Genomic DNA, 1,206 nt, shown 5'->3' with positions numbered 1-1,206 from the left:
GCGGCTATGCGCGGTGTCATGTACGATCGAAACGGGCAAATTCTTGTCGGTTCGCGACCGAGTTTTATGGTTACCTATGTACCGACTCAAGGCAAGATGACTGACGAAGAAGCGAATAAACTGTCCCGTTTGTTGAACATGCCTGCAGATAAAATTTTGGAAAAGGCCGGTAAGGTAAAGAACTCATACGTGCCTACCGTTTTGGCCCAAGACTTGACGCCGGACGTAGTTACGAAGGTAGAAGAACGGCGGAACGAGTTGCCCGGTATTTCCGTAGACGTGCAGCCCATTCGCTACTATCCGTATGATATGATGGCGGCTCAAATTTTCGGCTACGTCGGACAAATTGATGAAGACGATATGGAGCGTCTGAAGGGCGAAGACGGGGTGTCCAATGTGACGCAAATCGGTCGGGCCGGATTAGAATCATACTATGACGACGTTTTGCGCGGTAAAGACGGAAGTCGCCAAGTAGAAGTCGATGCATCGGGCAGTCCTGTAATGGAAGTGGAAAGAAAGAACCCAGTTCAAGGGCATAATATTCATTTGACCTTGGATTTAAACTTACAGACGGCCTTGGAAAAGGCTATGGATGCTCAAATCGCTCAGGGAATCGGTGTCAGCGGTATTGCCGCTGTGGCCGTTGATCCCAATACGGGTGCCGTTTTGGCCATGGCCAGCCGGCCGGCATACAACCCCAACTGGTTTACACGCGGAATTACGGAGTCGGAATGGAAGCAAATAAACGGAAATCCCAACCATCCGATGGAAAATCGTGTTATTGCCGGTGAATATCCGCCCGGGTCGACCTTTAAGTTGATTACCGGCGCTGCCGCTTTGGAGCTGAAAAAAATTACACCGGATGAGATGATTTTCGACTCCGGTCGACATTGGCTCGTCGACATGAGAAATGCCGGCGGTGAAGCTTTGGGTTGGATTAATTTCACCGAAGCTTTGGCCAAGTCGGATAACGTCTATTTCTATGAATTGGGACGTCGAGTAGGCATTGATAAGCTTGCCGAATACGCTAAAATGTTCGGCATGGGTAAAAAGACGGGAATCGCCATGCGCGGTGAAGCGGCGGGCCTCGTTGCCAGTGAAGAATATAAAGAAAAAAATTACCACCAAGATTGGTACTTGGGGGATACCTTCAATTCCGCTATCGGACAGGGGTTCCAGTTGGTTACGCCCTTGCAGGCGGCTATG

The 1,206-nt window shown here is 49.9% G+C and carries 1 protein-coding gene; it reads left to right on the top strand.

The window, feature by feature from the left end:
• Positions 1 to 1,206: penicillin-binding transpeptidase domain-containing protein (locus PGX78_RS08425; protein ID WP_270446500.1), on the top strand; the 1,206-nt coding region annotated here is incomplete at both ends.

Origin of the sequence: Megasphaera sp. AF13-6AC (genome assembly GCF_027685385.1) — a bacterium.
GTDB classification, from domain to species: domain Bacteria; phylum Bacillota; class Negativicutes; order Veillonellales; family Megasphaeraceae; genus Megasphaera; species Megasphaera micronuciformis.
This window is presented reverse-complemented; position numbering and strand designations above follow the sequence as displayed.